The sequence below is a fragment of the Nitriliruptor alkaliphilus DSM 45188 genome (genome assembly GCF_000969705.1).
Lineage (GTDB): Bacteria > Actinomycetota > Nitriliruptoria > Nitriliruptorales > Nitriliruptoraceae > Nitriliruptor > Nitriliruptor alkaliphilus.
The window spans coordinates 880,837-905,510 of the sequence record NZ_KQ033901.1; the positions used below are offsets into that span (position 1 = coordinate 880,837).

Annotated in this window: 21 protein-coding genes and 1 tRNA gene; 17 read left to right on the plus strand and 5 right to left on the minus strand. The window is 70.6% G+C overall.

The window, feature by feature from the left end; all coding sequences use genetic code 11:
* Window positions 1–4 precede the first annotated feature (4 nt).
* From NITAL_RS04095 to NITAL_RS04125, 7 genes are all read left to right on the plus strand, one after another.
* Entirely contained in the window at window positions 5–1,477 is a 1,473-nt protein-coding gene (locus NITAL_RS04095) for an aldehyde dehydrogenase family protein (RefSeq protein WP_052664897.1), read from the plus strand.
* Between the two features lie 12 nt (window positions 1,478–1,489).
* Window positions 1,490–2,599: an NAD(P)-dependent alcohol dehydrogenase gene (locus NITAL_RS04100; RefSeq protein WP_052664898.1), complete on the plus strand. Its 1,110-nt coding sequence runs from the start codon at window positions 1,490–1,492 to the stop codon at window positions 2,597–2,599.
* Between the two features lie 28 nt (window positions 2,600–2,627).
* The gene (locus tag NITAL_RS04105) at window positions 2,628–4,007 is read left to right on the plus strand and encodes an ABC transporter substrate-binding protein (protein ID WP_052664899.1); all 1,380 of its coding nucleotides are present in this window, start codon (window positions 2,628–2,630) and stop codon (window positions 4,005–4,007) included.
* A gap of 90 nt (window positions 4,008–4,097) precedes the next feature.
* Entirely contained in the window at window positions 4,098–4,973 is an 876-nt protein-coding gene (locus tag NITAL_RS04110) for a branched-chain amino acid ABC transporter permease (RefSeq protein WP_052664900.1), read from the plus strand.
* The gene (locus NITAL_RS04115; RefSeq protein WP_052664901.1) at window positions 4,973–6,037 is read left to right on the plus strand and encodes a branched-chain amino acid ABC transporter permease; all 1,065 of its coding nucleotides are present in this window, start codon (window positions 4,973–4,975) and stop codon (window positions 6,035–6,037) included. Before NITAL_RS04110 ends, NITAL_RS04115 begins: the two co-directional genes overlap by 1 nt.
* Window positions 6,034–6,762, plus strand: coding sequence for an ABC transporter ATP-binding protein (locus tag NITAL_RS04120; protein ID WP_052664902.1), 729 nt, complete (start codon window positions 6,034–6,036; stop codon window positions 6,760–6,762). The genes NITAL_RS04115 and NITAL_RS04120 overlap by 4 nt, the downstream gene beginning before the upstream one ends.
* Window positions 6,759–7,487: an ABC transporter ATP-binding protein gene (locus NITAL_RS04125; RefSeq protein WP_083441208.1), complete on the plus strand. Its 729-nt coding sequence runs from the start codon at window positions 6,759–6,761 to the stop codon at window positions 7,485–7,487. The genes NITAL_RS04120 and NITAL_RS04125 overlap by 4 nt, the downstream gene beginning before the upstream one ends.
* 14 nt (window positions 7,488–7,501) lie before the next feature.
* Here the strand turns inward: NITAL_RS04125 and NITAL_RS04130 are convergent, their stop codons facing one another.
* Window positions 7,502–8,332: a PaaX family transcriptional regulator gene (locus NITAL_RS04130; RefSeq protein ID WP_211262191.1), complete on the minus strand. Its 831-nt coding sequence runs from the start codon at window positions 8,330–8,332 to the stop codon at window positions 7,502–7,504.
* Between the two features lie 650 nt (window positions 8,333–8,982).
* Between NITAL_RS04130 and NITAL_RS04135 the strand changes: the two genes are divergently transcribed.
* Window positions 8,983–10,023 carry an IS110 family RNA-guided transposase gene (locus NITAL_RS04135; RefSeq protein ID WP_052664145.1) on the plus strand — a complete coding sequence of 347 codons (1,041 nt, stop codon included), beginning with the start codon at window positions 8,983–8,985 and terminating at the stop codon, window positions 10,021–10,023.
* A gap of 220 nt (window positions 10,024–10,243) precedes the next feature.
* Window positions 10,244–11,230 carry a threonine ammonia-lyase gene (locus NITAL_RS04140; RefSeq protein ID WP_052664904.1) on the plus strand — a complete coding sequence of 329 codons (987 nt, stop codon included), beginning with the start codon at window positions 10,244–10,246 and terminating at the stop codon, window positions 11,228–11,230.
* Window positions 11,231–11,872: 642 nt separating this feature from the next.
* On the opposite strand, the gene NITAL_RS04145 is transcribed toward NITAL_RS04140, so the two are convergent.
* The gene (locus NITAL_RS04145) at window positions 11,873–12,283 is read right to left on the minus strand and encodes a hypothetical protein (RefSeq protein ID WP_052664905.1); all 411 of its coding nucleotides are present in this window, start codon (window positions 12,281–12,283) and stop codon (window positions 11,873–11,875) included.
* 205 nt (window positions 12,284–12,488) lie between these two features.
* Window positions 12,489–12,914, minus strand: a complete 426-nt coding sequence (locus NITAL_RS04150; protein WP_052664906.1) for a winged helix-turn-helix transcriptional regulator — start codon at window positions 12,912–12,914, stop codon at window positions 12,489–12,491.
* A 65-nt stretch (window positions 12,915–12,979) separates the two neighbouring features.
* Between NITAL_RS04150 and NITAL_RS04155 the strand changes: the two genes are divergently transcribed.
* Window positions 12,980–13,906: an LLM class flavin-dependent oxidoreductase gene (locus NITAL_RS04155; protein ID WP_052664907.1), complete on the plus strand. Its 927-nt coding sequence runs from the start codon at window positions 12,980–12,982 to the stop codon at window positions 13,904–13,906.
* Between the two features lie 632 nt (window positions 13,907–14,538).
* Here NITAL_RS04155 and NITAL_RS04160 read toward each other — a convergent pair.
* Window positions 14,539–15,732: a Fic family protein gene (locus NITAL_RS04160; RefSeq protein ID WP_052664908.1), complete on the minus strand. Its 1,194-nt coding sequence runs from the start codon at window positions 15,730–15,732 to the stop codon at window positions 14,539–14,541.
* Between the two features lie 231 nt (window positions 15,733–15,963).
* On the opposite strand from NITAL_RS04160, the gene NITAL_RS04165 reads away from it, so the two are divergent.
* The gene (locus NITAL_RS04165; protein WP_157041605.1) at window positions 15,964–16,899 is read left to right on the plus strand and encodes an HNH endonuclease; all 936 of its coding nucleotides are present in this window, start codon (window positions 15,964–15,966) and stop codon (window positions 16,897–16,899) included.
* A 190-nt stretch (window positions 16,900–17,089) separates the two neighbouring features.
* Here NITAL_RS04165 and NITAL_RS04170 read toward each other — a convergent pair.
* A tRNA-Leu gene (locus NITAL_RS04170) sits at window positions 17,090–17,173 on the minus strand.
* Between the two features lie 286 nt (window positions 17,174–17,459).
* On the opposite strand from NITAL_RS04170, the gene NITAL_RS04175 reads away from it, so the two are divergent.
* From NITAL_RS04175 to pknB, 6 genes are all read left to right on the plus strand, one after another.
* A complete protein-coding gene (locus NITAL_RS04175; protein ID WP_052664910.1) occupies window positions 17,460–18,239 on the plus strand; it encodes an FHA domain-containing protein in 780 nt (259 codons plus the stop codon).
* Window position 18,240: 1 nt separating this feature from the next.
* Window positions 18,241–18,711 (plus strand): FHA domain-containing protein, encoded by a 471-nt coding sequence (locus tag NITAL_RS04180; protein ID WP_052664911.1) that lies wholly within the window; start codon window positions 18,241–18,243, stop codon window positions 18,709–18,711.
* Entirely contained in the window at window positions 18,708–20,015 is a 1,308-nt protein-coding gene (locus NITAL_RS04185) for a Stp1/IreP family PP2C-type Ser/Thr phosphatase (protein WP_052664912.1), read from the plus strand. Before NITAL_RS04180 ends, NITAL_RS04185 begins: the two co-directional genes overlap by 4 nt.
* A complete protein-coding gene (locus NITAL_RS04190) occupies window positions 20,012–21,367 on the plus strand; it encodes an FtsW/RodA/SpoVE family cell cycle protein (protein WP_052664913.1) in 1,356 nt (451 codons plus the stop codon). Before NITAL_RS04185 ends, NITAL_RS04190 begins: the two co-directional genes overlap by 4 nt.
* Complete coding sequence (locus tag NITAL_RS04195) at window positions 21,364–22,809, plus strand: peptidoglycan D,D-transpeptidase FtsI family protein (protein WP_052664914.1); 1,446 nt, start codon at window positions 21,364–21,366, stop codon at window positions 22,807–22,809. Before NITAL_RS04190 ends, NITAL_RS04195 begins: the two co-directional genes overlap by 4 nt.
* Window positions 22,810–22,911: 102 nt before the next feature.
* Entirely contained in the window at window positions 22,912–24,660 is a 1,749-nt protein-coding gene (gene pknB / locus NITAL_RS04200; protein ID WP_052664915.1) for a Stk1 family PASTA domain-containing Ser/Thr kinase, read from the plus strand.
* Window positions 24,661–24,674: the final 14 nt, after the last annotated feature.

Here is a 24,674-nt window from a genome sequence, read left to right on the forward strand (position 1 = left end):
GCGCATGAGCATCGCCATGGAGACGGAGCGGGTGGCCGGGACGACGATCGACCCAGGCCAGCTGTGGATCGACGGTGACTGGACCCCCGCGGCTGACGGCCGCCGCCGCGACGTCCTGGACCCCGCCACCGGGGAGCTGGTCACCACCGTGGCCGAAGCCGGTGCCGAGGACGTCGCGCGTGCCGCCGCGGCGGCCCGGGCCGCGTTCGACGACGGCCGCTGGTCCGGCCAGACGCCGAGACAGCGGGCTCAGGTGCTGCTGCGGGCCGCCGCGCTGCTGCGCGAGCGTGCCGAGGAGTTCGCCCAACTGGAGTCGCTGGACGTCGGCAAGCCGCTCATGTTCACCCGGATGATCGACATCCCGACGGTGGTCGACACCTACGAGTACTACGCCGGCCTGGCGGCGAGCCTCGAGGGCGCGACCCGCGCGACCAGCCTCCCCGCCCACGCCTACACGCAGCCGGAGCCGTACGGGGTGGTCGGCGCGATCACCCCGTTCAACTTCCCGATGATCCTGAGCTCGACCAAGCTCGCCGCGGCGCTGGTGGCCGGCAACACCGTGGTGCACAAGCCCGCCGAGGAGACCCCCCTCACCGCGCTGCGCATGGCGCAGCTGCTGCAGGAGGCCGGCCTGCCCGACGGCGTGCTCAACGTGATCACCGGTGGCGGCGACGCCGGCGCTGCGCTGGTCGAGGACCCGCACGTCGACAAGATCGCGTTCACCGGTTCCACCACGGTGGGCCGGGCGGTGGCAGCCGCCGCGGCCGAGGGCCCCAAGCACGTCACCCTGGAGCTGGGCGGCAAGGGCGCCAACCTCATCTTCGCCGACGCGGACCTCGACGCCGCCATCGAGACGGCGATCAAGGGGTTCGTGTTCAACACCGGCCAGTTCTGCATGTCCGGCTCCCGGCTGCTGGTCGAGCGGCCGGTCTACGAACCGGTGGTGGCGGCGCTACGGGGCGCGGTCGAGCACGTCCCGGTCGGCGACCCGTTCACCGACGGTGTGGTCGTGGGTCCGATGGCCGGTCCCGGGCACCTCTCCAAGGTCCGCGCCTACCTCGAGCAGGCGGCGGCCGCGGAGGTCGAGATCACCTCCGGACCCGAGCCCACCGGCAGCGGCTTCTTCGTCCCGCCCACGGTGATCACGGGTGCGGCCCAGGACTCGGCGTGGGTGCAGGAGGAGATCTTCGGACCGGTGCTCACGGTCCAGCCCTTCGACTCCGAGGAGGAAGCCATCGCGCTCGCCAACGGCACCCCGTTCGGCCTCGCTGCCGGGCTCCAGACCAAGGACGTGGCTCGGGCCCACCGGGTCGCCGGGGCGCTGCGGGCCGGGATCGTCTGGGTCAACGGCTGGGCCCTGCTGGATCCGGCCATGCCGTTCGGCGGTACCGGTCAGTCCGGCTACGGCCGGGAGAACGGCCCGGAGGCGCTGGCCGAGTACGTGCGCACCAAGTCGGTCGTCATCAACCTCGGCTGAAGGAGTCGCACCATGCTCACCACCCGCGCAGCCGTGGTCGAAGCACCCGGCGCCCCCTTCCAGGTCCAGGACGTCACCTTGGACGGGCCTCGCCCCGGTGAGGTGCTTGTCGAGATGGTCGCCGCTGGGCTGTGTCACACCGACCTCGGTGCCCAGCTCGGCGGGATCCCGTTCCCGCTGCCCGGCATCCTCGGCCACGAGGGGGCCGGCGTGGTCCGGGAGGTCGGCGAAGGCGTGACCCGCGTCGAGCCGGGCGATCACGTGCTGCTCTCCTACATCTCGTGTGGGCGCTGCGGTAACTGCCGCGGCGGCCACCCGGCGTACTGCGTGACGTGGGTCCCGGACAACCTGCTGATGGGCGTCCGGGCCGACGGCAGCCGCACCGTCCACCGTGACGGGACACCGATCGGCGGCCGCTTCTTCGGCCAGTCCTCGTTCTCGGCGCACGCACTGGCCGACGAGCGTGCGGTCGTCAAGGTGGACGCCGACGCGCCACTGGAGCTGCTCGCCGCGCTCGTGTGCGGGGCCCAGACCGGCTTCGGCACGGTCTGGAACGTCCTCGCGCCCCGACCCGGAGCCACCCTGGCCATCTTCGGCACCGGTGCGGTCGGCCTCTCCGCCCTCCTCGCCGCCCGGCAGTTGCCGCTGGCCATGATCGTCGCCGTGGACCGGGTGCCGGAGCGGCTGCAACTCGCGCGCGAACTCGGTGCCACGCACACGGTGGACACCCGGCGCGACAACGCTGCCGAGGTGCTGGCCGAGCTCACCGGAGGCCGGGGGCTGGATCACGCCGTCGACACCACCGCCGTGCCTGCGCTCGTGCGAACGGCGGTCGACGCGCTCGGCGTGGGTGGCCGCTGTGCGGTCGTCGGGGCGCCTCCAGCCGGGACCGAGGTATCGCTCGACGTCCAGGGGCTGCTGCCGGGCAAGCAGGTGGTCGGGGTGACGCTCGGCGACGGCGACCCGGAGACGCTGCTGCCGCAACTCGTCGCCCTCTACCAGCAGGGCGAACTGCCGCTCGAACGGTTCGTCAAGCACTACCCGCTCGCGGAGCTGAACGCGGCCGCAGCGGACATGCACGAGGGCCGGACCATCAAGCCTGTCATCACCTTCACGAACTGACCAGGCACCAAGGGAGAGGGAGCAAGGGATGCAACTTCAACGTCTCGGTGCGGCGCTCGTGGCCGCATCGCTCGTGTTGACCGCGTGCGGCGACGGTGATGACGGTGGGTCGTCGGGCGAGGATCCGACACCCGACCAGACGCAGGAGGATCCGGACCAGCCGGAGGCAGCTGAGGGACAGGCGGTAGCGGCCGGTTCCGGTCCGATGATCGTGCAGCCGGGTGCGTGCGGACTCGGCAACGGTGAGGAGGCTGCCGGGGAGCCGATCAGGCTCGGTGGGGCGGCCACCAACATCCCGGGGGTCGACTTCACCTGGGTCCCGAAGATGGCCGCCATCTACTTCGACTGTGTGAACGCCAACGGGGGGATCCACGGCCGGCCGATCGAGTACTCCTTCGAGGAGGGCGCACCCGATCCGGCCGTCTGGCAGTCGATCGCCACGAAGCTCGTCGAGCAGGACGAGGTGCTCGCGATCGTCGGCAACACCTCGTTGCTCGAGTGCGACGTGAACACCGAGTACTACGCGAGCCACGGCTACCGGCCGATCATCGCCGGTGTCGCGCCGGGGTGCTTCCTCGACGACACGTGGTCGGCGGTCAACATGGGCCCGTACTACTCGTTGCTCGGCGCCACCCAGGCGGCGGTCCGTGCCGGTGCGGTGGACCGGCTGATCGCCGTGTCCCCCGATCAGCCGGGCATGGACTTCAACAACACGGCCGTGGAGTCCTTCGCCGTGCTCGCGGGCTTGGAGTTCGAGAGCATCCTGGAGCCGGTGCCGATCGCCGACCCCGCGGCGTTCGCCCAACGCCTCGTGGACGCGGCGGGTGACGGCGGCGGCGTGATCATGAACTTCACCGGACCGACGGTCGTCCCGCTGCTGCAGGCGATCCGTGATCAAGGCCTGATCGACGCGGTGATCTGGGCGAACTCGACGCCACCGAACGACCCATCGGTGTCCCAGGCCCTCCTGGACTGCTGCGGCACCGATTGGAACGGCAAGTTCCTGATCAACGCCGAGTTCAACGTCCTCGACTCCGGCCTGCCGGACAACGACAAGATGCTGGAGATCCACGCCGCTGCCGCCCCGGACTTCCCGGTCTCGTCGTTCGCCCAGATGGGCTACCTGGTGGCCAAGTTCACGACCGAAGCGCTGCTGCGGATGGGCCCCGACGCCGAGTACACCGTCGAGACGGTCAACCAGGCGATCGGAGCCCTGACGGACGCCGAGAGCGACATGCTCTGCGAGCCGTGGTACTTCAGCAACGACCTCGGGACCGGGAACGTGTCGAACAACACCGACCGCACCGTGGTGCCGATGGACGGCGCCATGGTCGAGTTCGAGGGCTGCTTCGACATCCAGGCGACCGACGAGAACCCGCTCGCCCAGATCCGAGCCGCGGCGGGCTGATCGATCGGACGTGGGTCGGCCGGCACGAGCCGGCCGACCCACGCGATCCGACGTCGACCGACCGTCCCTCGACGACCCTGCGGGAGCACCATGCCCGACCTCAAGCCGTTCCTGATCATCGGTCTCGCGTTGGGCGGGGTCTACGCCATGAGCGGCGTCGGCCTCGTGCTGCTGTACCGCACGACGGGAGTCCTGAACCTGTTCTACGGCGCGGTCGGCGCGGTCGGGTCGCTCGTCGCCTGGGAGCTGATCAACCAGCACGGTTGGAACCAGTACCTGGCGTTCTCGGCGGCGATCGTGCTGGCCGGAGCGATCACCTTCCTCTACGGGTGGTTCTTCGGCCCGCCCCTGGCCGACCGCGACCCGTTGGTGAAGGCCGCTGCCTCGCTCGGTCTCGCCCTGGTCCTCCTCGGCCTCATGCAGTGGTACTGGACCGCCGAGGTCCGCACGCTCGCCCTCCCCACGTCGGGCTGGCAGTACGTCAGCGGGTGGGTACGCATCAACCTGACCCAGGCGATCGGCGTGGTCTTCCCGATCGGCATCGCCATCGCCACGGTGACGTTCCTCGACCGGACCAAGGTCGGCACCGCCATGCGGGCCCTCGCCGACCACCGCGACAACGCCGCCCTGCTCGGCATCCCGGTCCGCAAGGTCGAGGCGTTCGCCTGGGCTGGTTCGGGCCTCCTCTTCGGGATCTCCGGGCTCCTGCTCGCGAACCTCGTGTCGATGGAGATCGCCGCGCTCACGTTCACCCTCCCGGTGGCGGCGCTCGCTGCGGCGCTGATCGGCAGGGTCGAGTCGCTGGCGGCGACGGTGGGCGCCGCGTTCGTGATCGGCGTCGTCCAATCGTTGCTCGGTGGGATCGGAGCGCTGGCCCAGTACCGGACCAGCACGCCCTTCCTCGCCGCCATCGTGGTCCTGGTGTACTTCGGCTGGCGCCGGCAGACCGAAGGCAGGGTGGCCTGATGACGACGCGCGTCGACACCCGCCTGCCTTCGCTCGTCACGGCGGCCACCCGCCCGAGGATCGCCACCTTCGCGGCGACGCTGATCGTGGCGCTCCTCGTCGCGCCGATGATCCTCGGTGCCTTCTGGATCAAGATCATGTTCGAGTTGGCGGCGTACTCGCTGGTGACGCTCGGGCTGGGTCTCCTGGTCGGACGGGTGGGCATCTACTCGCTCTGCCAGATCCCGCTCGTCGCCGCAGGTGCGTGGATATCGCTGCGCCTCCACTTCCTGTTCGAGGGGTTGTTCGACGGGTCGCTGCCGCTGCCGATCCTCCTGGTGGCGGCCGGTCTCCTCACCGGGGTGCTCGGCATCGTCATCGGCCTGCCCGCGCTCCGCCTCAGCGGGTTGTACCTGGCGCTGGTGACGCTGATGGCGGCCGGCACGATCACGCTCCTGCTCGTCTCGGTCAAGTTCCCCAACGGGGGCGGTGGCTTCTGGGGGTACGACCCTCGGACCCCCTCGGGGTTCAACGCCCTGCCCCGCCCGGGCATCGCTCAGAGCGACGTCGCCTACTACCGGTACACCGTCGTGGTCGTCGCCATCGTGTTCCTCATCGCCGCGTGGCACATCAAGGGCAAGCCGGGCCGGGCCTGGGCGTCGATGCGCCAGGCCGAGGTCACCGCGGTGGCGGCCGGGGTGAACACCACGCTGTACAAGCTGTGGGCCTTCGCGCTCTCGGCGTCGATCGCGGGTGTCGCCGGTGGCCTCATCGCTGCCGGCACCGGGGTCACCACCAACCAGTTCCCCGTCGAGGGATCGATCCTGCTGCTGGCGGTCGTGCTGCTGGGTGGGGTCTACAACCTGTGGGGTGCGCTGGTCGCTGCCTTCCTGCTGCGGGTGCTCCCGCAGATCCTCGACAAGACGCTCGGCCTGCCGATCGAGCTGCTCACCATCCTGTTCGGCTTGGGGGTGCTGTTCACGCTCATGGCGCAGCCGAAGGGAGTGGTCGAGGACCTGACGAACCTCGGGCGGTCGATCGCGGCGAGGATCGGGCGGACCGCCGACGTAGGAGCGCAACGATGATCACGGTCGCATCCCTCACCGTCCGGTTCGGCGGCGTGGTGCCGATCGCCGACATGACCGTGTCGATGGGCGCCGGTGTCAACGGCCTGGTCGGTCCCAACGGTGCCGGGAAGACGACCTTCTTCAACGTCCTGTCGGGCTTCGTGAGGCCTGCCGCCGGCACCGTGTCGGCGTATGGCGACGACCTCCTCGCCATGCCCCACTTCCGGCGCGTCCGGTGGGGGCTGCGTCGCACGTTCCAGACCGAGCAGGCGGTGGCCGAGCTGACCGTGTTCGAGAACGTCCTCACGATGCTCGAGCATTCCGGTGCGCCGGCGTCGGGGCGGCGCAGCGTCGTGATGGAAGCGCTCGACTTCGTCGGTCTCGCCGACCGCGCAGACACCGCGGTCGGCGGGTTGGGGGCTGCCGAACGCAGGCTCGTCGAGGTCGGCAGAGCGGTGGTCGGGTCACCCCGGATCATCCTGCTCGACGAGCCGGCTGCCGGGCTGCCCGACGAGGAGACCGCCGATCTGGGACGCATCATCCGACAGATCCCCGAGCTCACGGGCGCCCTGACCGTCCTGGTCGATCACGACATGGAGCTCGTCGCAGACGTGTGCGACCGGCTGGCGGTGCTCGACTTCGGGCACGTGATCGCCACCGGGCCGACCCGTGAGGTGCTCGACGACCCGCGGGTGATGGCCGCCTACCTCGGCGATGAGCAGATCGAGGAGGTGGCGTCGTGACCGATGCCGACCTGCATGTCCGCGACCTCCACGTGGCACGGGGTGGTCGCCCGGTCCTGCACGGCGTGTCGCTCGAGGTTCCCGCCGGCGAGATCACCACCCTGCTGGGGCCGAACGGGGCGGGCAAGTCAACCCTCGTGCTGGCGGTCGGCGGGGTCCTTCCGGCCACCGAGGGTTCGATCCGCATGGGCGAGGTGGAGCTGCAGGGTCAACGGCCCGACCGGGTGCGCGGCGCCGGGGTCGCGGTGGTGCCCGAAGGCCGGCGGTTGCTGCCCAACCTGACCGTCCGCGACAACCTCGAGGTGGCGACCTACAACCTCGACGCCGACGAAGGGCGCACTGGCATCGAGCGCGCACTGGAGGTCTTCCCGGAGCTGCGGGACCGGTCGAACGCCCGGGCGCGGGCCCTGTCGGGCGGCCAACAGCAGATGGTGGTCCTGGCCCAGGCGCTGGCGGCCCGCCCGAAGGTGGTGGTGATCGACGAGCTCTCGCTCGGGCTGGCACCGGTCGTCGTCAAACGGCTCATGCCGGTGATCGAGATGATGGCTGCAGACGGCACAGGTGTGCTCCTCATCGAGCAGTTCGCCCACGTCGCGTTGGCGCTCGCCAACCGGGCGTACGTGATCGAGGGCGGCCGCATCCAGTACTCGGGCACCGCCGGAGAGCTCCGCGACAACCCCGACATCGTCAAGGCGGCCTACCTCCTCGGTGCCAGCGGTCACTGACGCGACCGCTGCGCTCAGCCCGCGGCTGGGGCGGGTCGCAGGTCCGCGAACGCCGCGAAGCTCGCCCTGGCCGCCGGCTCGTAGGCGGCCCGCAGCTGGTTCACCAACTGTTCGGCCGGCACGGCCGGCCAGTCCGGAGGCAGCAGCTGCACCGGCAGGTGCGGGTCGATCCGCACCAGCAGGAGCCACTCGGTGAGCAACAGCAGGAACCGGGCCAGGTCGTCGTCGATCTCCGGAGGCGGCTCCGCGCCACCCCATCGGGTCAGGAAGGCCGCGTAACCGGCGGCGAGGGCCTCGAGGTCCCACGCGTCCTCGACGAGCGCCTGCACGTGGCTGGGCGCCACCGGCGTGGCCTGGAACGCCTCGACCTCGTCGTCCAGCGCCAACCCGGACAGCAGTCGCGGCACGTCCGCGTTCGACGGGGTGATCCACAGGCCGTTGTGGAGCAGACCGAAGCCCTCCCACGTCAGCCGCTTGCGCAGCTGGTGGCGCTCGGCGCGCCGGGACTCGGGGAGCGAGAAGCTGAGCACCGTCCACTCGCCGCTCCAGGCACGGTTCACCGCACCCTGCCGCCAGACCCGCTCCTCGCCGTCCCGCAGCAGCTGCTCGGTCCGGCTGGTCAACGACAGGTAGACCTTCTGGTCGGCCCGGTGGCGCTCGAGCAGCCCGCGCCGGCACATCCGGGTCAGGGTCGAGCGCGCCGCGTGCTCGCCGACCCCCGCCCGGGTGAGCGCCTCCACGAAACCGGTGGTGGACAGCGGCCGCGGCTGGTCCAGCAGGAACTCGGCGGCGAGCGTCAACAGCAGCGCCTGGGGCCGGACGACGAGGCTGGGGGACTGCTCCACGGTTCCCATCCTACCGAGCGCCCCCGGCCACCCGTCGGCGGTGGCAGACGGCCAGCGGCACGGGGCAGCGACACCAACGAGCCCCTGCCGCGCTCGTCGGGCGGGGGCCAGCGATCGCGGCTGCAGGCCGCCGGCAGCCTCGTGAGGCGAGGGGCAGGCCATGCATGTGATGGTGGGCGGCGGGGGACTTGAACCCCATCTCCTCACGGGCCGGACCTGAGCCATCGCCGGGTCGTTCCCGGCGATGACCCGCCGGTGTCCCCGACTTCCCCGCCTTCGCTGTCACGCCGTTGTCACAGGTCGGCCTACGCCACACGGACCGCTGCCGTGCCGGCTCCTCCCTGGCGGCCGATGCGGCCCGACCGGCAGGCGGAGAGCGGGGCACTCCCTTCTCCATGCACGCAACCGTGGATCAGCCCGCGCGCGAAGTCCCCTGATGGAGACTCGGTGGTGGGCGACGAGACGGATGGCCTTCCGTAGCGTCGATGGCCTCGGCGGGAACGCTCTGTAATCCCCTGTCGCCTCCGGCTGACTTGGTAACGAGGTGCGCCCGCCGAGGCCGCCGCCACGTGACTCGACAGAGGGATGTCTGAACTCGCATCAGGACTGTCCGTAGCGGCTCCTGCACGTTCACCAACGAGGAGACCAGCATGGACGTCATCATCGGGATCGATCCCCACAAGAGCTCGCACACCGCCGTCGCGCTCGACGCGGCCGGAGAGGTCCTAGCGGAGCTACGCGTCACGGCCGGCAAGCACCAGATCCATCAGCTGCAAACCTTCGCCGCGGCGTGGCCGGACCGTCGGTGGGCGGTCGAGGGCGCCAACGGACTCGGACGGCTGCTGGCCCAACAGCTGATCGCCGCTGGTGAGCCGGTCACCGACGTGCCCGCCACCCTCTCGGCTCGGGTGCGTCTGCTCTCGGGCGGGTCGGCCCGCAAGTCCGACAGCCACGATGCCCGCTCGACCGCGATCGCTGCCCTGCACGGACGCCAGCTGCGCCAGGTCGGGCCCGAGGACGTCACGGTGGTGCTGCGGATGCTCTCCGATCGGCGCGATCAGCTGTCGGCGTCCCGTAACCGGATCGTGTGCCGGTTGCACAACCATCTGCGGCATCTGCGTCCAGGCGGCGCTCCGCTACATCTCACAGCCGAGAGGGCCAGCCGACTGCTACAGGGCATCCGCCCTGAAGGCGTCGTCGCGGTACAGCGCAAGCAGCTCGCGAGGGAGCTCGTTGCCGACCTGCGCAAGATCGACCGGCAGCTGGTCGACATCGACGGTCGCATCGTCGAAGCCGTCACGGCCTCCAAGACCACCCTGACCGACATCGTAGGCATCGGACCGATCCTCGCGGCCACGATCATCGGCCATGCCGGCGACATCGACCGGTTCCCCAGCCGGGCCCACTTCGCGAGCTACGCCGGCACCGCACCGATCGAAGCCTCGTCCGGAGACGTCTCGCGTCACCGGCTCTCACGACGAGGCAACCGGCGGCTCAACGCCGCCATCCACATGGTCGTTCTCAGCCAGCTCTCGCACACCAGCCCCGGCCGTGCCTACGTCGACCGGCGTCTCGCGGAAGGCAAGTCCCGCCGCGAAGCGATGCGCGCCCTCAAGCGGCAGCTGTGCAACGTGATCTACCGGCAGCTACTCGCCGACTCCGCGACGACCGAAGAGATCGCCGCGGCATGAGCGGACCCGGGGGACACGGCAGCCTCGAGGGCTGACGTTCAGTCACACCCGGATCCACCAACAACCCTACAGAGGGTCCGGCCACCTGTCGCCGGACCACCTCGCCCTGCCCTCGCCCGACCCACCGACCTCGCCCCTTGACACACAGAGGGTTCGTTGCGCGCGCTCGCGCGGAAGGCGCAACCGCTCGAAGTTCCGGCGGATGAGTAGGGTTCACGCCATGCCTGGAACCCGCCTCGACCTGCACCGGATCCGTGCTGCCCGGAAGGTGATCGATCCGGTCTTCGTCGATACTCCGGCCTACATCTGTGAGCCGCTCGGCCGCCGACTTGGATGCGAGGTGACGGTCAAGCTGGAGACGGCGAACCCGGTCCGTTCCTTCAAGGGTCGGGGCAGCGAGGTGGTGATGGACGGCATCGCGGCCGGCAACGGCTCCGGTGCCGTGTGTGCGAGCGCGGGCAACCTGGGTCAGGCGCTGGCCTACTCCGGTCGTCGCCGAGGGATCCCGGTCACGGTCGTCGCGGGCACGAGCGCCAACCCGGGCAAGCTCGACCGCATCCGGGAGCTTGGCGCCGAGCTGGTGCTCGTCGACGGCGACATCGAGAACGCTCGTGCCGAGGCCTCGTCGATCGCCGCAGGTCGCGGTATCCGGCTCGTGGAAGACAGCCTCGACCTCGACACCTGCGAAGGCGCCGCGACCATCGGGCTCGAACTGGTCGAGTCCAGCCGCGACCTCGACGTCGTGCTCGTCGCGCTGGGTGGGGGCGCGATGGCCACCGGGGTCGGCCACGTCTTCAAGGCGCTATCGCCCGGTGTAGAGGTTGTGTGTGTCCAGCCAAGCGGCGCACCGGCCATGACGCGTTCATGGCACCGCCGCCGGGTCGTCACCACCGACACCATCGACACCATCGCGGATGGTGTCGCCGGGCGCCACCCGATCCCCGAGGTGCTCACCGACCTCCTGGCGGTCGCCGACGATGCAGTGTTGGTCGATGAGCCTTCGATCAAGACCGGGATGCGATTCCTTCGAGACCTCGCCGGACTGATCGTCGAACCATCCGCCGCCCTCGGAGTGGCAGCGCTGCTGGAGAACCCGGCGAGGTTCGCCGGCCGCCGCATCGCCACGATCATCTGCGGCAGCAACGTCGATGTCGACGACTTCACCCGCTGGACCAGCATGGAGGCGGAACCGGCCCTGGCGGACTAGCTGTGTCGAGCGTTGCGGAAGGTCTCGCAGGTGGGACCCGTTCTCGCAGGTAGTCCCGGAGAGACGAAACGCAGCACTCACAGAATCGGTCTGGCCTCTGGGCTACAACGACCGGAGCTCAACGTGCCCTGCGACCGCGGGCTCGGCGATGCTGACCTCGCCGAGCCGCTGTTGCAGCCAACTGCCGCAGGTCTCGCTATGTGTGTCGGGACGACCAGCCTCAGCGATCGAAGTCACGGTTCGCGAGCGGCTGCCAGAGTGGCTGCCGTGGATCCCGGAGTGCGGTCCTTCGCCGCAAGGCCCGGGATGCACACGACGCCGACAATCGCGTGTGTCAACTGTTGGTGTCCGCTCTCGGTGCCGATGTGCGGGCCAACCAGGGCCAACCTCTCCCGTACCTGTGGGTTCACCGACCGTGACCGCCTCGTCGGCCGCCTGCTCCAGACCGAGCCGCGTCATCGTCGTGCCCGTCAGTAGCAGGCCCGCATCGGCCACCGCACGCTCGTCGTCGAACCTCACTGCGGTGCTGTCGATGCTCTGCGAGACTGGCATCCTGAAGGTGCCTCCGTTGCGGCGGACTGGTTGGCGTAGGAACCGCCATTCTGACCGCTTCGGAGGCACTTTCGCGTCAACCGCGACCGCTCACATCGGTGGATTCAGGCTCAGTTGGGCGACCAAGCGGACGCCGCCCTGCGCGGGGACGGTCGCCGGCAGGGTGACGTCGAGCTGCTCGGCCATCCCGACGCCGTTGGTGTCGGTCGCTGTGGCGGCCGTGACCGTGCCGATAGCGGCTTGAGCGGCTGACCCGGAGACCGGTCCCGACCACGACAGCAGATCCTGCCCCCACACGACCTCGTCGACGAGCGGCGCCCTGTCGATGGTGGCCGTGACGTCAGCGTTCTCGGCAGCGAGCAGTAGCTGCACCTCGGTGGCGTCACCGATGTCGAGGGTGACCGTCGTGGCGCCTGCGGACGGGAGGAGGATGCCGCCGGCGCCCAGAGCATGCACCGGCTGGTTGGTCTGCGACGACGCGACGGCGGACGCCGTCGTCACGTCCGAGACCCCCAGCGCAGCGGTACCCGAGGTGGCACAGGGCGAGCGGTACCGCCAGCGAGCCTGAGTCCCACAGCTCGGAATGGTTGTTGCGGACCGACTCGGGAACGACATCCTTGTCGTTCAGCGAGCCGTGGCGTTGCAACCGCTACTTGAGGGCGGGCGTCGCAATCATCGCGCGCTCGCCCGGAACGGACCCGTTGCGTCAGGGAGAGGCGACCGTCGATCCACCCTCGGTTTCGCGGGTGTCGTAGGCGGCGCGAGCGGCGGTGATCTCGTCGCGATGGGCTCGTGTCCAACCGACCAGCGGAGCGATTGCTTGAAGCAGGCTTGCCCCCATCGGCGTGAGGTCATAGTCAACCCGAGGTGGAACAACGGGGTGGACGGTGCGGCGAACGAGGCCGTCGCGCTCGAGGTAGCGCAAGGTGCGGGTCAGCATGCGCTGGCTGATGCCGTCGATGTCGCGTTTGAGCTCGGTGAAGCGCCTTGTCCCCTCACCCAGCAGTTCGACCACGAGCAGCGACCACTTGTCGCCGATTCGATCGAGCAGGTCGCGGAGCCGACAGGCATCGGTCACCTCCACACAGGTTCCTCCGGTGTGGCTAGGGAACATCGATGTGCCGTCTTCCATAGCCGCCGATTGTGACGCATCATGTGCTCAGTATCAAGAAGTAACTGACCATACGAAGGAGAACCATGAACACGCCACTAGACCTGGGCATCTTCCTGCCGACCACGGGCGACGACCGCGACACGCCGGGCGACGTCGCCACCGCCGCCCGACTGGCCGAGGACCTGGGCTTCGAGTCGGTTTGGGCCGTCGACCAGCTCGTCGCCGGCGAGGGCGCGGCGATCCTCGACAGCGGGATGTCCCTGGCTGCTGCGGCCGCCGCTACCGAGCGGGTGCGCTTGGCCTATGGGGTGGCCATCGCCCCGCTCCGGCCACCGGTGTGGCTTGCGAAGCAGGCCGCCACCCTGCAACACCTCTCCGGTGGGCGGGCCGTGCTCGGCGTTGGGGCGGGCGGCGACCGCCACGTCCGCTCGTGGGAGGCGGCCGGCGTGCCAGCGAGCGAGCGGGGATCCCGCACCGACGCCGCTCTCAGGGTCCTCCCGTCGTTGATCGCAGGGACCCCTACGGTGCTGGCTGACGAGCCCGGCGCGCCCACAGTCGAACTAGCGCCCGGTGCTCCGGTACCTCCCCTGGTCATCGGGGGCATGTCAAACGCAGCCGAGCGCCGGGTCATCGAGCACGATGCCGAGTGGTTCCTGCTGCCTGTTGGCGGCGCCGGCGTCGCCGCCGCGCGAGCGCGCATCGGCGAGCGGGCCGCAGACGCCGGAAAGGCCCTTCCCCCGATCACAGCCAGTGTCATGGTCGCCATTGAGGGCGACCCGGCCCTTCCCTCCCGCGATGACATCCGAGCCCACTTGTCCGATCCCATGGGTCGATTCGGCATTCCCACCGAGGCGATCGACAGCATCGTCGTATGGGGCGGACCACCCGCCGTCGCTGAGTCCCTCGCCGCCCAGGCGGCTGCCGGAGCGACGCGCGTAGTCATCTCCATCGCCGCGGGTGACTGGGACCGTCAGACCGAGCTTGTCGCGGAGGCCACCGCCTTGCTCTGACCGTTACCAGCCACTGTGCTCGGCAGGACCGCATCCTCGCCGAGCTAGATCAGGTCAGCCGGCGAATGACGCCCACCACGGCGAGCATGCCGCGGCCCCGAGGCTCCCACTGCTCGTCGGAGAGCAGGAAGGCGACGACGTCGATCCCGTCTGCTTTGGGCGGTCAGCGACATAACGTCCGACACATCCGGACGTGCAACATCATGGTGTCGCCCCTCGGTAGGCGCGAGGCCACCCGCGCGAATCCCCGCTCTGCGCGGCTCGAGCAGCCCGGCCGATCGCGCGGCATCACGGCCGCGCGTGAACACGCGCATCCGCGTGTTCACGGCGCAGCCACGGCCACCTCCGGAGCTCAGCATCGAGCGAACCCGCGCATCCGCGCGTTGACGAGACGGCCACGGCCACCTCCGGAGCTCAGGATCGAGCGAACCCGCGCACAATCCGCGAACAATTCGCGTGTTGACGGTGAGGACACGGTCAGGACGCCGGCGCCTCCATCCCGAGCGAGCTGCCCGCCGGCGGAAGGGGATCCGTCCGCGACCAGGAGCGAAGGCCGCCAAGCGAGATCCGCGACGACCGATGCGCGTCACGGTCACCGACCCGCGCGAAGTCACGGCGATGTGTACCGGGATTCACGTCGGCAACTCACCGGCTTCGAGGTCCGCGATCAGATCCAGGAGTCCGGCGGGTTCCCAGGAGCGGTTGCGCCGGCCGCCGGCGATGGCCTCGAGCACTCCAGCGTCAGCGAGCTGATCGAGTGCGTTGTGGATGGCGGCCTTGGCGCGTCCTGTCACCGCACCAGCGATAGCCGCGGTGATGACGGGGTGGGCGGGGAGCAGGTCGATGATCGCCCAGGCAGCAGCGTCCGCTCGCGGATCGGAGGCGGCCCGCAGCATCTTCCGCCACCGTTCGGTCAGCCGCGCGACCTCGTCGAGGTAGGAGCTCGCGAGGTCGGTTGCCTGGATGGCTGCGGTTGCGAAGATCTCGATCCAGCGGTCGACGTCTCCCTCCCGATAGGCAGTCAGGCCATCGATGTAGCGGTCACGGTCACGTGCGAACACGACACTGATGGGTGGGACGAACACCTCGGCGAGTCCGCGCCGACGGAGCACGACGTGGATCAGGGTTCGGCCGGTCCGGCCGTTGCCGTCGTCGAATGGGTGGATGGTCTCGAACTGCGCATGCACCAGCGCCGCCTGCAGGAGCGGCGGCAGCGACTCGTCCGCCATCGCGTCACACAGGTCAGCGAGCAACGGTTCGACGTGCTCGGGGGGCGGGGGGACGAACTCGGCACCGCACGGGTTGTGGTCGTTGCCGCCGATCCAGTTCTGGACCGTCCGGATACGTCCGGCGACGCGTGCGTTGGGTGCGGCGGTCATCAGCTGCCGGTGGATGGCAACGATCTGGTCGGGGCTGAACCGATCGGCGCTCGTGGCTTCGTCGATCGCGAGCTCCATCGCGTCGATGTTGGCCAGGACCTCGGCGGTGGTGGCGTTGAGTTTCCCACCGGTATCGGCTCGTGCTTCTCCGCGGGCGAGGTCACGAGCGTCGACCTGCAGGCCCTCGACCTTCGACGAGGCGATCGACTCGGTCCGCAGCAGCAGCCGGGCGAGCGGCCCCAGGGCCGCCGTCGAACCGGACCCGAGTCGCTGCAGACGACGCTCCGCGTCGGAGACGACCCCGACGATCGACGTTGTGATCGTCGGTTCGAAGCCCACCAGGGGGTCGGGCAGGAACGTGTCATAGTTGCAGGCCCGCCGGAAGCGAGCGGGCGCATAGAGGGTCGGGTCGTACTGCCACGTCCGTCGCTCGTAGCGCCCGCGCATCCTGAACCACCCTACGCCGTTGGTTCAGTTTAGCCTATAAATTGAACTAAACGCGCCAAGAGGTTCAGGTTCTCTGTCGCCTCATGGGCGGACAAGGCCCCCCTCGCGGACCTCTCAGCCGTGACGCCGCAGGTGGCCGAATGGATCAGCTGGTCTGGTGTACCCCCAGTGGAGTCGCTCGCCCCCCTCGTGGCCGCGATCTACGATGCTGCCGGGCGACGGGGGGCAGGGATGGCGACACAGGGGTTCGAGGAGCGGGTCCGAACCACGTACTTCGACGCGCTTCGGCGCCGGCAGGCCTTGCACGGCGAGGTTCTGCCCGTCGAGGTGGCTCGAGAACCCGTCGTCGTCGATGGGCAGATCGTCAAGCCCTTCTCGCACGCCAGCGGCATCCACAAGCCGAGGCAGCTCGACGCGGCGCTTGGCATCACCACGACGCCACCGAAGGTCGGGAGTGCGCCGCCCTACGACGACCGCTTCGGCGCCGATGGCATGTTCCGGTACCACCACCGGACTCCGAACACGCCGACCGCCCGGGCTCAGGCAGAAGCCGATGCTGACAACGAGGCCGTCCGTGTCGCGTACCGCCGGCGGCTGCCGCTCGTCTACTGGTTCGGCGTGGTCCCGAACCTCTACCGGCCCTTCTACCCCGTCTATGTCCTCGGAGATGATCCGACGACGCAGGAATTCAGCCTCGACCTCACAGAGCTCGGTGCTCGCCACCTCGATGACCTGGCGGCCGACGAGGTCTCTCGGCAGTACCGCGCTCAGATCGTGAAGACGCGGATGCATCAGGCCCGCTTCCGGGAGGCGGTCCTGCGTGCCTACCGGAGCTGCTGCGCCATCTGCAGCCTGCGACGCAGGGAGCTCGTCGACGCGGCGCACATCGTGGGCGACGCCGACGGCGGCGCTCCGGTCGTGACCAACGGGCTGGTCCTGTGCAAGCTTCACCACGTGGCGTTCGACCGGCACATCCTTGGGATCCGCCCGGATCTGCACGTCGTCGTCCGCCACGACATCCTGGCGGAGGTCGATGGGCCGATGCTGCTCCACGGCCTGCAGGGGTTCCACGATCAGAAACTGCGAGTCATCCCGGCACGCCGCGCAGACCGACCGGGACCCGACGAGCTCGAGCAGCGCTGGGAACGGTTCCGCTCCGCCGGGTAGGTGCGCGGCGCAGACCTCTGGGTTGTTGTCACCGCGTTGTCACGGAACCTCGCAGCGACGGTGACAACACTCCCGCCAGCCGGATGTTGTCGATCCGTTGTCACCGGCATGCGAAACGCCCCCGCGGTGGTCGGGGGCGTTCCGTCGAACGTGCCGCGTCCGGCCTCACGGACCGGTCGAAGCGGTGAAGTGGGCGGAGGGGGACTTGAACCCCCATGTCCTTACGGACACACGGACCTGAACCGTGCGCGTCTGCCAATTCCGCCACCCGCCCAGGAGTGGAGCCGCGGAAGGTAGCAACGCACGGAGACCAGCGACAACGCGCCACCGGTGAGCGCTCACCGTGGCCCGCCTGCGCGGACGCTGCACCGCGTGTGCGGCACGTGGCGGAGGGTCGCGCCGGAGGCGGTCGCGCGGCACCGTGCGTCGTTCGGACGGGGGAGGTTCAGGCGGCCAATCGGCTACGTTCCCGCCGTTCTGGTCTTCGCGGGGTGCGGTCCGGGAACCAGGACGACCAACGGCGCGGTATCGCGTCAGCAGCGACGCGGGAAGCGTAGGCGATGGGCGTGCTCCAGGACTTCGAGAAGCGCCTCGAAGGCGCGGTCGAGGGGTTCTTCGCGCGCGCGTTCCGCTCCGGTCTGCAGCCCCTCGAGCTGGCGAAGGCGGTCCAGCGCTACGCCGAGGACCACCAGCACGTGACCGCCGACGGCGTCGTGGTCCCCAACGTCTACCGCGTCCAGGTCAGCGAGAAGGACCACGAACGGCTGTCGACCTTCGGGGCGTCCCTGCCCCGCGAGCTCGGCGAGGTCGTGGTCAACACCGCCGCCGACCGTGGCTGGAGCCTGCGCGGCCCGGTCAAGATCCGGGTCGAGGCCTCCGAGCAGGTCCGCGTCGGCCGCTATCAACTCGCCGGCCGCGTCGAAGCCGTCGGCGACGCGCCGGCGCGCTCGCGTCCCGCCACGGCGGCGGGGTCCGCACCGGGCGGTGCCGAACGGAGCTCGGACGACCGCGCCGCGATCGATCGCACGATGGTGGTGGGCGCCGTCCCGCGCGCACAGGTCCAGCTCCGGGTCGTCTCCGGTGTCCCCGCGACGTCCGAGCCCGTCACCGGATCGCGCTTCGTCATCGGCCGCCTGCCGTCCTGTGGTCTGACGCTGGACGACACCACGGTCTCGCGCGAGCACGCGGCGCTGGTGCGACGCGGGGACGCCTGGTGGGTCGTGGACCTCGGATCGACCAACGGCACCAAGGTCAACGGCCGCCGTGCAGCCGAGCAACCCGTCTCCCTCGGAGACCGTCTCGAGCTCGGGGACGTCGTCCTCGAGCTGGTGGGAGGCTGACGTGCTCCCCGGGGCCCTGCTGACGCTGCTCAAGTTCGCGCTGCTGCTCGCCCTGTACATCTTCCTCGCCCGGGCGATCCGTGCCGTCGCCGTCGACCTCTACGGGCCGCGCCGACGCACCGCCCCGCCACGCCCGGCGGTGGCCGCGCCGGCCGAACCCCCACGCAAGGCGCGCAAGGTCCCCCGTGAGATCGTCGTGCACGCGCCGACGGGGACGCCGGCGGTGCGTCCGCTCGGCAGGTCGGCGATCACCCTCGGACGGGCGCAGAGCGCCGACGTCGTCGTCGACGACGTCTACGCCTCCGACGAGCACGCGCAGCTCGTGCCGGACGGGGACGGCGGCTGGAGCGTCCGCGACCTCGGATCGACCAACGGCACCTTCCTCAACGGCGCCAAGCTGACGCGCCCGACGCCCTTGGCCGCTGGCGACCAGCTCCGCCTCGGCAAGACCCGTGTCGAGGTGCGCCGATGACCAAGTCCACCCCCGTCGCCTCCGGGATGACCGACGTCGGCCGCGTGCGTGAGGCCAACGAGGACGCCTTCCTGGTCGGCGAGTCGATCGTCGCGGTGGCCGACGGCATGGGCGGCCACCTCGCCGGCGAGGTGGCCTCGGCGACGGCGCTGGAGCCGGTCAAGGCGCTCGACGGTCGCGCGTTCGAGGACGGCCCCGCCGCGATCAACGCCCTCCGCGACGCGGTCATCGAGGCCAACGCCACCGTCTCGCGCATGGCCGAGGAGGAACCGACCTACCGCGGCATGGGAACCACGCTGACGGCAGCGCTGCTCGAGGGCCGCCGTCTCCACCTCGCCCACGTCGGCGATTCGCGGGCCTACCTGCTGCGCGGCGACCGCTTCTCGCAGCTCACCGACGACCACACGCTGGTCCAGCACCTGGTCGACGAGGGTCAGATCACCCGTGAGGAGGCCGCCACCCACCCCCAGCGGTCGATCATCACCCGCGCGATCGGGGTCTCCCCGGAGGTGGACGTCGACGCGCTGTCGCTCGAGCTCGATCCCGGCGACCAGCTGCTGCTGTGCTCCGACGGGCTCACGGGTGTGGTCGAGGACGACGCGATCGCCCGCATGCTCGCGGCACGTGACGACCCGGACGAGACCCTCAAGCGGCTCATCGACGCGGCCAACGCCGGGGGCGGTCCCGACAACGTCACCGCGGTGCTGCTGCGGTACGGCGAGGCGCCGACGGTGGCCGGCGGGGCCGCGCCGGACCAGGACGCGACCGGCCCGATCGGCGGTCCCGATCCGGCTGCGGGCGGAGGCGGCCGCGCCGCACCGGTCGTCATCGGCACCCGCACGGACACCGAGGACGGCGACTGGGCCCGGCGGCTGGGCAACTACGGCGCGCTGACCCCGGGCGGACCGGGTGCCACGACGGGGGGCGACGACACCCGTGGGGAGCGCACCGTCGGACGCACCCTCGGCCGGCTCCTGGTGGTGCTGCTCGGGGTCGCCATCCTCGGCGGGCTGGCGCTCCTCGGTGGTCGCTTCCTGATCGACCGCTCGTACTACGTCGGCCTCGACGGGGACCAGGTCGTCATCTACCGCGGGGTCGACCTGACGCTCGGTCCGCTCGAGCTCGGCCGCGTCTTCGAGCGCACCGAGCTCACCGTCGACGAGGTCCCGACCTGGTACGCCGAAGCCCTCGAGGACGGAGTCACGGCGGCCGACCTCGTGGACGCGCGACGCATCGTCGAGAACGCCCCTCGACGTGACGAGCCCAACGGGGGCACGGACACGGACGCGGACCCCGAGTCGTGAGTGCTGCGTCGACAGCCGGCGGCGCTCAGCTCCGGCGGCGCGAGCTGTCGCTGCTGATCGGCGCCACCCTCGTCGCCTGCGGCGCGGCGGCGCTGCTCCAGCTGTCGCAGACCCCCGACGTCCCGCTGACCGCCCTCACCCCGGTGCTCGCGGTCGCCGCCGCCGGCGGGGTCGCGCACGTCGCCGTCCGAGCCCTCGCCCCCCACGCCGACCCGACCCTCCTGCCCCTCACGATCCTGCTCAATGGGATCGGCATCGTGTTCGTGCGCCGTGTCGACCTGGCCACCGACGGGTCGCTGGCGGCCCCGCAGACGGTCTGGTCGATCGTGTCGATCGGCGCCATGTGCGCGCTGCTGCTGGCGGTCCGCGAGCTGCGCCAGCTCGGGCGCTACCAGTACACGTTCGGCCTGCTGACCATCGTCCTGCTGCTGCTCCCGCTGGTCCCCGGCATCACGGCCGGCACCATCAACGGTGCCCAGCTGTGGGTCCGCATCGCGGGCATGACCATCCAGCCCGGCGAGATCGCCAAGCTGACGATGATCGTCTTCCTGGCCGGCTATCTCGAACGCAACCGGGCCCTCCTGTCGGTGGCCACCCACCGCCTCGGACCGCTCCTGCTGCCGGCGCCCCGCTACCTCGCACCCGTCCTCGCCGCCGCCGGGGTCGCGCTGGTGGTCATGGCGGGGCTGCGCGACCTCGGCTCGGCACTGCTGTTCTTCGGCGCGTTCATGGCGGTGCTCTACGTCGCCACCGGTCGCATCGCCTACCCGATCGTCGGAGGCGTCGCCTTCGGGCTCGGGTCGTGGCTCGCCTACAACCTCTTCGGGCACGTCCGGGTCCGCGTCTCCATCTGGCTCGACCCGTGGAGCCAGGTCCAGGACGCCGGCTACCAGATCGCCCAGTCGCTGTTCGCGCTCGGGACCGGCGGCCTGACGGGCACGGGGCCCGGGTTCGGTCGACCACAGGACATCCCGTTCAGCGCCACCGACGCGATCTTCTCGGTCATCGGTGAGGAACTCGGGCTCCTCGGCGCGACCGCGGTGCTCCTGGCCTTCCTCCTGCTGGCCGTCCGCGGCTTCAAGGTGGCGCTGACCGCCAAGGACGAGTTCTCCACCCTCCTCGCGCTCGGTCTGACGGTCACCCTCGCCTTCCAGGCGTTCGTGATCGTCGGCGGTTTGACACGCCTCGTGCCACTGACGGGGATCACGCTGCCGTTCATCTCCTACGGCGGCTCGTCACTGCTGGCCAACTACCTGCTCATCGGGCTGCTGATCCGCACCAGCGACGAGTCCCGCGCTCAGGCCATCGGGCGCGAGCGTCGCCCTGCCTCCCGACCGGCGGGTGCCCGGTGAACCGCTCGATCGGTCGCGTCGCTGCCGTCGTCCTGGTGCTGTTCGGCGCCTTGTTCGTCAACCTCAACGTGATCACGCTGCTGCAGGCCGACGACCTCGCCACCCACCCGGCCAACCGGCGCCTGATCATCCGCGAGTACGCCATCGAACGCGGCCCGATCGTCGTCGGCGAGGAAGCCATCGCACGCAGCGTGGCGACCGAGACCGGCGACCTGCGCTACCTGCGGACCTACGCGGACGGGCCGCTGTACGCCCACATCACGGGCTACTACTCCTTCCTGCTGCAACGCTCCGGTCTGGAGTCCAGCCTCAACGAGGATCTGACCGGCCGCTCGACCGAGGAGGTCGCCCAGAACCTCGGCGAGCTGCTCGGCGCCAGCGACCGTGCCGGCAACGCCGTCGTGCTGACCATCGACCCGGCGGTCCAGCAGGCGGCGGCCGACGCGCTGGGTGGTGTGACGGGGGCCGTCGTCGCGCTCGACCCGTCATCCGGTGCGGTCCTGGCCAGCTACGCCAACCCGACCTACGACCCGAACCCGCTCTCGTCGCACGACGCGGCCGAGATCCGCCAGACCTGGGAGGAGCTCAACGCCGACGAGTCCCGACCGCTGGTCGACCGGGCCCTCCGCGAGACCTTCCCGCCCGGGTCGACGTTCAAGCTGATCACCGCCGCGGCCGCGCTCGAGGCCGGCGTGCAGCCCGACGACCGCTTCGAGGACCCGGCTGCGTTCGACGTGCCCCAGACCACGGCGGACATCCGCAACTTCGGCGGCGGGCGCTGCAACGACGGTCAGCCTCTGACCCTGGCGCACGCCATCCGGGTGTCGTGCAACACCACGTTCGCCGAGCTCGCCCTGCAGCTCGGCGCCGAGGGTCTGGCGGACCAGGCCGAGCGCTTCGGCTTCAACAACCAGGTCCCCTTCGAGCTCCCGGTGGCGACCTCCGCCATCCCTCGCGAGCAGGATCTGCCTTCGGTCGCGCAGTCCGGCATCGGCCAGCGCGACGTCCGGGCCACCCCGATGCAGATGGCGCTGCTGACGGCGTCGATCGCCAACGGCGGTCAGCTCGTTCGGCCTCACCTGGTGGCCTCGGTGCGGGATCCCGCCGGGCGGCAGCTGCGTGGACCGGCCGGCGCGGCCTGGGAGATCCGCGGCTCGGGCGACACGCCGGTGTCCCCACGGACGGCCGAGCAGCTGCGCCGGATGATGGTCGACGTGGTCGAGAACGGCACCGGGACCCGGGCGGCCATCGATGGCGTCGAGGTCGGCGGCAAGACGGGAACGGCGCAGACCGGTGGCGATCCGACGGTGTGGTTCGTCGGGTTCGCCGGTGACGACGTCGCGGTCGCGGTGGTGTTGCCGAGCAGCAGCGAGGACGCCACGGGCGGCGCGCTGGCGGCACCGATCGCACGCTCGGTCATGCAGGCGGCGCTCGACCGGTGAGGCCGCGGCAGCGACCCGGACCACCAGGGGTGATGACCGTGACCGCTAACCTCAGCCGCCGTGTGCGGTGTCCCGACGCACCCCCCGAGCCACGGAGCCACGGTGAGTGAAGGCCGCGTCCTCGCCGGACGCTACGAGCTGTCGCGCCTGCTCGGGCGCGGTGGCATGGCGGAGGTGTTCGCCGCCCACGACCGCACCCTCGGGCGTGAGGTGGCCATCAAGCTGCTCCTCGACCGGTTCCGCGAGGACGAGAGCTTCACCCGGCGCTTCCAGGACGAAGCCCGTCACGTCGCCCGCCTGAACCACCCCAACCTCGTCGCCGTGTACGACACCGGACAGGACCGCGGCCAGCCCTACATCGTGATGGAGCTGGTCCAGGGGCGCTCGATGCAGCAGGCCATCGACGCGGGGGGCCTGACCGAGGACCGCGCCCTCGAGGTCGTCGCGGACGTCTGCTCGGCGCTCGGCTACGCCCACGAGCGCAACCTGGTCCACCGCGACATCAAGCCCGGCAACATCCTCCTCGCCGACGACGGGACCGTGAAGGTCACCGACTTCGGCATCGCGCGGGCCGTCGACAACGAGACCGTCACGCGCACCGCCGCCGTGCTCGGCACCGCGGCGTACCTGTCGCCCGAGCAGGCGCAGGGCCTCGACGTCGACGCCCGCAGCGACCTGTACTCCCTCGGCGTCGTGCTCTACGAGTCGCTGACCGGCCAGCAGCCGTTCCGCGGTGACTCGGCCGTCACGGTCGCCTACCAGCACGTGCAGGAGCCACCACGCCCCCCGCGTGAGCTCGACCCGTCGATCTCGCCCGCCGCCGAGGCGATCACGATGCGTGCCCTGGCCAAGAACCCGGCCAACCGGTACCGCGACGCCTTCGAGATGCGCGACGACCTCCTCCACGCCCACGCCGGCGGTCCGGTCGCCGCTCCACCGGTGATGATGCGCGACGAGACCGCGCTGCTCGCCCCCGCGGCCGCCACGTCGGTGATCCGCGGCCAGGAGGAACAGAAGCGGCGGCGCGGCGCGACCTACGCGATCCTGGCCGTCCTCGCCATCCTCGCCATCGTCGGGCTCGTGTGGCTGCTCGCCAACCTGCTCACCGGCGAGGAGGTCGCGCAGGTCACCGTCCCCGAGCTGATCGGTCTGACCGAGGAGCTGGCCGTCGATCGGCTGGATGCCGCCGGGCTCGAGCTCGGCAGGGTCGACGAGGCGCCGAGCGACGACGCCGAACCCGGGACCATCATCCGCCAGAACCCCGACCCGAACGACCAGGTCGACGAGGGCAGCGCGGTCGACATCGTGGTGTCCACGGGCACCGAGCTCGTGACGATCCCGAACCTTGTGGGCAGGTCCGAGGAGAACGCGCTCGCGGACCTGCGGGCCGCTGGGCTGGTCGCAGGTGAGCGAACCCGCGAGTTCTCCTCCGAGTTCGACGTCGGTGAGATCATCCGCCAGAGCCCCGGGGCAGGTGAGGAGGTCCCGACCGGCAGTCGCGTGTCGTACGTGGTCTCCCAGGGCGAGGAACTCGTCACGGTCCGACCCGTGGTCAACCGCAGCGAGAGCGACGCCATCAGCGCCCTCGAGGGCCAGGGCCTGGTGGTCCAGGTCGACCGCGAGTTCAACGACAGCGTCGGCGAGGGTTTCGTGATCCGTCAGGACCCCGGCGCCGGGCAGCAGGTCAGCCCCGGGACGACGGTACGCATCGTGGTCAGCCGCGGTGCCGAGCCCGAACCGGAGCCCGAACCGGAGCCCACGCCGGATCCGACGCCCGACCCGACGCCCGACCCGCCCGACGACGATGACGACGACGGCGAGGACGACGACGGGCTGCTGCCCGGCGGTTGAACCCGCCGTCGCCC